We start from the raw sequence: 6444 nt of genomic DNA on the forward strand, positions 1-6444 counted from the left end.
TCCTAACACTATGATGCGTATTTTTCCCCTGGCCGTCGTGGCCGCTGTCTTATTGCAAGGCTGCATGTTTGCCCCGGGTCAATATATGGACACCGCGGCCTTGACTGAGCCGGGCGGGGCAGAGAGTAGCCGAGTGGATCTAATTCCAATTACCCCAAAGTTATTGGCCATGGACGCTGCCACGCAAGTGCCTTATGCCATCCCGGCGGAACTACTGAGTTATAAACCCGGCCCGTATCTGATCGGTGCCAATGATGCGTTGTATATCACCGTGTGGGATCACCCTGAACTCACCGCGCCGTCCGGCCCGCAACAGCAGATCGATGCTAATGGCCGACTGGTTAGCCCGGAGGGCAATCTGTTTTACCCCTATGTGGGCGAATTGGTTGCCAAGGGCCGTTCCATTGAGGCGCTGCGCAGCGAGATCACCGACAAGTTGCGCCGCTACATCGACAGCCCCCAAGTGGATGTCAGTGTGCTGCGCTTTGCCAGCCAGAAAGTGGTGATCAGCGGCGCAGTGGTCAAGGCCGGGCCGGTGCCGATCACCACCATCCCCATGAACGTCAGTGAAGCCCTGGGGGCCGCCGGTATAGACCCGCTCAATGCTGACCTGTCGAACCTGACCCTGACCCGTGGCGGCAAGCACTACACCTTGGACCTGGATACGCTCAACCTCCAAGCGTCGCGTTTGAACGAGGTCTACCTCAAGGACGGTGACCAGCTTTACCTGGCCTACAACGATCGCAAGCGCATCTATGTTATGGGTGAAGTCATGCAGCCCCGTGCGTTGAGTTTCAAGACCCGCAGCATGAACCTCTCCGATGTGCTGGGTTCGGTGGGCGGGGTCAACCAGAACACCTCCAACGCCGATGCCATCTACGTGATTCGCGGTGCGCAGAACATTGATGTGGAACCGGCCAAGGTGTTCCAGTTGGAAGCCGGCTCCCCCTCAGCCATGGCCCTGGCCACGCGCTTTGATGTGCAGCCCCAGGACGTGGTGTTTGTCGGGCCGGCGAATATCACGCGTTGGAACCGCTTTATCAGCCAACTGGTGCCTTCCGCGTCGATTATCGGCATTGGTGCGTCCACTCAGAACAACCTGAGCGAAGCCAACAGCCGATAGGGTGGAACCTGCGTGAACAGTCTGAAAATCGGTACGTACGCGGGGTTGGCGTGGCTGTTGGCTGGCTGCAATCCGCTGATGCAGGCCTCGCTCGACACCTTCAAGGCGGCGGTCTCGGGGCCTTCGCCCCTGGAGCTGACCCAGGCCCAGGTGGACGCCGTGCCGTTTCCCCAGATCCTGGTGAAGACGGTGTCCAGCGAAGGGGTGATGGCGATGATTCGCCAGCGCGGCGACCTGCAATTCTGGGTCGCGTCCGGCAAGCAGGTGCTGTTGCTGCGCGACGGCCTGGTGGTGCGCACCGTAGGCCTGGGCACTGACCTGGACGGCACGCACTGGGATGGCCCGTCGCCCTTCCAACAGGGCCTGCACCGCGTGCCGGATGGCTATCGCAGTACGCGGCGGATCGACCTGGTGGACGGTTATCGCGTCGGCATCAGCGTCACCAGCCGCCTGACCCGCGAGGGCCTGGAGACCGTCGATATCCTCGACAAACCCTACACCTTGCTGCGCGTGGATGAAGACATCGAAGCCGCCGCCCTGGGCTTTCGGGCGCGCAACCGTTACTGGGTCGACCCCCGTGACGGTTTTATCGTGCAGAGCGAACAACACCTCAGCCCGCGCCTCACCTTGAAAATCACCCAATTGCAACCCGCACGCAAGGAGGCCCGATGAGCTGCCGTAGACGCTGGGTGCTGGCGCTGGCGTGGAGCTGTGCCGGCGCATGCCAGGCCGCCATGACCGTCAGCGGTCAAGTGCTTCATCCGGGGCCGATCCCCTTGGCTCCCGAGGCCCGCTTGCTCGACGTGATCATCGCGTCGCAGCCGGATGCCGAGGGCTACTGGCTGGGTGCGGCCTGGCTGCGCCGGCCGTTGCTGGAACGCCAGGCACGCCTCAAGGCCGGTGTGCTGTTTGACCTTCAGACATTGCGCAACGCCGCGTTGGACGCCGGGCGCGAGAACCGCGCCGTTCAGGCGGCGCGCCTTTATCAGCAGGTGCAGGCACTGCCGGTGACCGGCCGACAAGTCGCGGTGCTGGACCCGGTGGCGGTAGAGGTCGGCTTTGCGCCCAACCCGCGCGTCAACGATGGCGACCAGTTGATCTATCCACCCAGGCCCGCAAGCGTGCGCATCCTCGGCGCCGTCGCGGCGTCATGCACGGTGGCCTTCCAGGCGCAGCGCCAGGCCCGTGATTACCTGGATGAATGCCCGCCCGTGGCGGGGGCCGATCGCGACTACCTGTGGCTGATCCAGCCCGACGGCCACGTCACCCGCCTGGGCATTGCCCCATGGAACCGCGAGGAGGGCGCCGCGCCGGCACCGGGCAGCACCGTGCTGGTGCCGTTGCGCAGCGACGACCTGGAGCCGCCCACCCCCGAGTTGAACCAGCAACTGGCCGAGTTTCTCGCCACCCAACCCCTGGCCGAGGTCACGCCTTGAAATTATGTATTGCGGCCGTGCTGCTGGTGCCCTGTGGCGTCGCGCACGGCGAACCCCGTTACACCCAGAATGACTTCGGCGGCGTCGGGCTGCTGCAAACCCCCACCGCACGCATGGCCCCGGTTGGCGAACTCAGCGTGAATGCCAGCCGCACCGACCCCTATAGCCGCTACAGTTTTTCGGCGCAGCCGCTGGACTGGCTTGAAGGCACCTTCCGCTACACCGCGATCACCAACCGCCCCTATGGCCCTGAGTCGTTCAGTGGCGGCCAGAGCTATAAGGACAAGGCCGTCGATGCCAAAGTGCGCCTGTATGAGGAGAGCCACTGGCTGCCCCAGGTCGCGTTGGGGATGATGGACTTGGGCGGTACGGGGCTGTTTTCCAGCGAGTACCTGGTGGCCAACAAGCGCTATGGCGATGTGGATTTCAGTGCCGGTATTGCCTGGGGCTACATGGGCAGCCGTGGCGATTTGGGCAACCCGTTGGGCGCGCTGGATGATCGTTTCAACCAGCGACCCACGGCCGAAGGCTCCGGCAGTTTTTCCAACGGTTATTTTCGCGGCCGGCCGGCGCTGTTTGGAGGCGTCGCCTACCAGACACCCTGGGCGCCGCTGAGCCTCAAGCTTGAATACGAGGGCAATGACTACCAGCACGAGCCGCGCGATAACAACCAGCGCCAGGACTCGCCGATCAACCTTGGCCTGGTCTTCAAGGTCGCCGACTCCATCGACCTGAGTGCCGCCTGGGAGCGGGGCAACACCGCCATGTTCGGGATTACCCTGCACACCAACTTCGTCAGCCGCAAGGCACCGGTCAAGACGTATGACCCACCGCCGCCGCCACTGCCCGCGCAGGCACCGACCACGCCCATGGACCAGGTGGATTGGGCGGCAGTGTCCAAGCGCTTGCAGGACAATGCCGGCTATAACGTCCAGCGCATCGCCCAGCGCGGGCCGGAGTTGCTGGTGTATGGCGAGCAACAGCGCTATTTCCATGGCGCCAAGGCCGTGGGCCGCGCCAGTCGTATCCTCGACAACAGTGTCAATGACCAGATCAGTTGGTTCACCCTGGTCAGCGAGCGGTACGCGATGCCGATCGAAGAAACCAGCGTGCCCCGCGAGACGTTTCGTGAGGTGGTCGCCAACCGCGAGGACTTGCAGGACCTGCACCGCCAGACCGAAGTCAATCGTGCCAGCGCGCACAACCAGACGGTGCTCTACACCCAACCCACCAAACCCCTGAGCTACGGCGCCGGGCTGGGCTACAAGCAGAACGTCGGCGGCCCGGATGGCTTGCTCTACCAGGTTTCCGCCGACCTCGACGCCGAGTACCGTTTCACCCGCAACACCTGGTGGAGCGGCTTGCTCAGCGTCAACCTGCTGAACAACTACGATGGCTTCACCTACGACGCGCCCAGTGGCTTGCCACGGGTGCGTACCGATCTGCGCAAGTACATGACCACGTCCGATGTGACCTTGCCGTCCTTTCAGCTCAACCGTGCGGTGCAGTTGGACCAGGACCTCTACGGCATGGTCTACGGTGGTTTGCTGGAGTCGATGTATGCCGGTGTCGGCAGTGAAGTGCTGTACCGGCCGATGGGCCAGCGCTGGGCGCTGGGGGCTGACCTGAACTATGTGCGCCAGCGCGGGTTCGAGCAGGACTTCAGCCTGCGCGACTACCGCACGCTCACCGGCCATATCACCGGCTACACCGACTTGCCGTTCAACACCCAGGGCGCACTGAGTGTCGGCCGCTACCTGGCGCGGGATTGGGGCGCGACCCTTGACCTGTCGCGGCAATTCAACAATGGCGTGCGTATTGGCGCGTGGGTCACGCGGACCACGGCCTCCAAGGAAGCCTTCGGTGAAGGCAGTTTCGACAAGGGCCTGTACCTGTCGATTCCCTTCGATGAGTTGATGAGCCTGTCGACCCTGCGCCGCGCCAACCTGGTGTGGGCACCGCTGACGCGTGATGGCGGTGCGCGACTCAACCGCGCGTACTCACTGCATTCGATGACCGATGGGCGTGACAGTGACCTGTTCTACAAGAACTTCGAGAAGATCACTGAGTAGGCAGTAGCCCTTGTGGCGAGCGGGCTTGCCCTCATGCCGTTCAGTTAAGCGTACATAGCCTTCTGTAGGAGCGAGCTTGCTCGCGAAAAACGTCAACGATAACGCGTGCTTCCTGAATGAACGCGGCGCCTGTGAGTTCTTCGCGAGCAAGCTCGCTCCTACAAAAAAGCCTTAACGGGCAAGCCCGCTCGCCACAGTGATCTAGTAGATGTCTTTGGACAGCAGCGTAAACGGCGTTTTCAGCAGGATCTTGATGTCCAGCCACAGTGACCAGTTGTTGATGTAGCGCAGGTCGATGTCGACGCGTTTTTGCATCTTCTCCAGGGTCTCCGTTTCCCCGCGGCAACCATTGATCTGTGCCAGGCCGGTGATACCGGGCTTGATGCGATGGCGCGCCATGTATGCGTGAATCTTCCCGGAGTAGTAGTCGTTGTGCGCCACCGCATGGGGGCGTGGGCCGACCAGCGCCATGTGCCCCTGCAATACGTTGAACAATTGCGGCAGTTCATCGATGGAGGTGCGGCGAATGAAGCGGCCCACCGGGGTGATGCGCGAATCGTTGCGACTGGCCTGGCGCACTTCCTTGTCGTCGTGCACACGCATCGAGCGGAATTTCCACACCTTGATCACCTGGCCGTTCCAGCCGTGCCGGTCCTGTTTGAAAATCACCGGGCCGGGAGAGGTGAGCTTGATCAGCACGGCGAACAGTAACAACAACGGGCTTAGCAGGATGATCGCCAGCAATGCCAGGCTCTTGTCCAGCAGCGACTTGCTCAGGGCCGCGGTCGGGCGGCTGGTCAGTGGGCTTTCATTGAGGAAAATCGCCGGCAAGCCATCCACCTCGGCGACGCAGTGGTTGAGCAGCAGCATGTTATTGAGGTCGGGTACCCAGATCACATCCACGCTGATGTCCAACAGGTTGATGTACAACGCCTCGATATGCGTGGCTTCCTGCAGTGAATGGGTGATGTAGAGCCGACGGATACCGTGCTGGCGAATCAACTGCGGCAGGTCCGGCAGCTCGCCGAGTATCTGCGACTGCAGCTGCGGCGCAGCGGTGTCGCGGGCGCCGACCAAGCCAACCAGGGGCGAGCGTTTACGCCGGGACAGGGTGGTGGCCAGGTCTGCGGCGAGCTTGCCCGTACCGACGATCAGCGATTTATGCCGCTCGTGAAGTTGGTTGTGGTAATAACGGGAAAGACTATGAATAGGGATATAGCATAATGCTAGTAGCGCGTAGCTGGTGGCGGCCCACAGTAACAGGATCTCCAGGGGGAACAGTGCCCCGGCATTACAGGCGATGCCCACGGCTAATAAAATAATCAGTGTTAGCAGCCAGCCCATGAAGAGCCGCCCCAGGCCCACGCCATAATCATCTTTCTTGCTGTACACATCGCACAACATATACGCCGGTAGAGAGGCAAGTATCGTAAAAGCGGCCAATGCCCGATAGTAATAGTCAAGTTGGCCGGTCTTTAAAACAACCAATGCAAATAGTAATGCCACGACCAGGCTGGAGGCCAGTGTCCATTGCCCCCAGAAGGTCAAGCCTTTAGGTGTTAGATGACGATGCATTCTTTGGTTATTCAGCATGCTACTGCTCCCAGTGGTGACCACTCGTGGTGGCAGAGTTAAGCGACACGTGGCGTTAATAACCACCAAACGACAGGCGCGCAGAGGCGCACAAGGGGATAGTAATCAACGGTAGGGAGCAGTAGCTGACGACTTATAACAGGGTCATGGCAGTATCTAGTAGCTGGGCGGTTGCAGAAGCTGAGTGCAACACGGTTATTGATTTGAAGCTGGAGCATGA

The 6444-nt window shown here is 61.5% G+C and carries 5 protein-coding genes; 4 read left to right on the forward strand and 1 reads right to left on the reverse strand.

Translation table 11 applies throughout. The features are described 5' to 3' along the window. Positions 1-10 precede the first annotated feature (10 nt). The 4 genes from ACODSV_RS29380 to ACODSV_RS29395 are packed head-to-tail and all read left to right on the forward strand — an operon-like array spanning position 11 to position 4631. Positions 11-1123, forward strand: coding sequence for a polysaccharide biosynthesis/export family protein (locus tag ACODSV_RS29380; protein ID WP_150056028.1), 1113 nt, complete (start codon positions 11-13; stop codon positions 1121-1123). A 12-nt stretch (positions 1124-1135) separates the two neighbouring features. Continuing rightward, positions 1136-1795 carry a YjbF family lipoprotein gene (locus tag ACODSV_RS29385; protein ID WP_024074914.1) on the forward strand — a complete coding sequence of 220 codons (660 nt, stop codon included), beginning with the start codon at positions 1136-1138 and terminating at the stop codon, positions 1793-1795. Further along, entirely contained in the window at positions 1792-2559 is a 768-nt protein-coding gene (locus ACODSV_RS29390; RefSeq protein ID WP_024074915.1) for a capsule biosynthesis GfcC family protein, read from the forward strand. The genes ACODSV_RS29385 and ACODSV_RS29390 overlap by 4 nt, the downstream gene beginning before the upstream one ends. Continuing rightward, positions 2556-4631 carry a YjbH domain-containing protein gene (locus ACODSV_RS29395; protein ID WP_150056029.1) on the forward strand — a complete coding sequence of 692 codons (2076 nt, stop codon included), beginning with the start codon at positions 2556-2558 and terminating at the stop codon, positions 4629-4631. Before ACODSV_RS29390 ends, ACODSV_RS29395 begins: the two co-directional genes overlap by 4 nt. A 201-nt stretch (positions 4632-4832) precedes the next feature. Here the strand turns inward: ACODSV_RS29395 and ACODSV_RS29400 are convergent, their stop codons facing one another. Next, the gene (locus ACODSV_RS29400; protein WP_069076429.1) at positions 4833-6224 is read right to left on the reverse strand and encodes an undecaprenyl-phosphate glucose phosphotransferase; all 1392 of its coding nucleotides are present in this window, start codon (positions 6222-6224) and stop codon (positions 4833-4835) included. Between the last annotated feature and the right edge of the window lie 220 nt (positions 6225-6444).

The organism is Pseudomonas sp. FG86 (assembly GCF_057808775.1).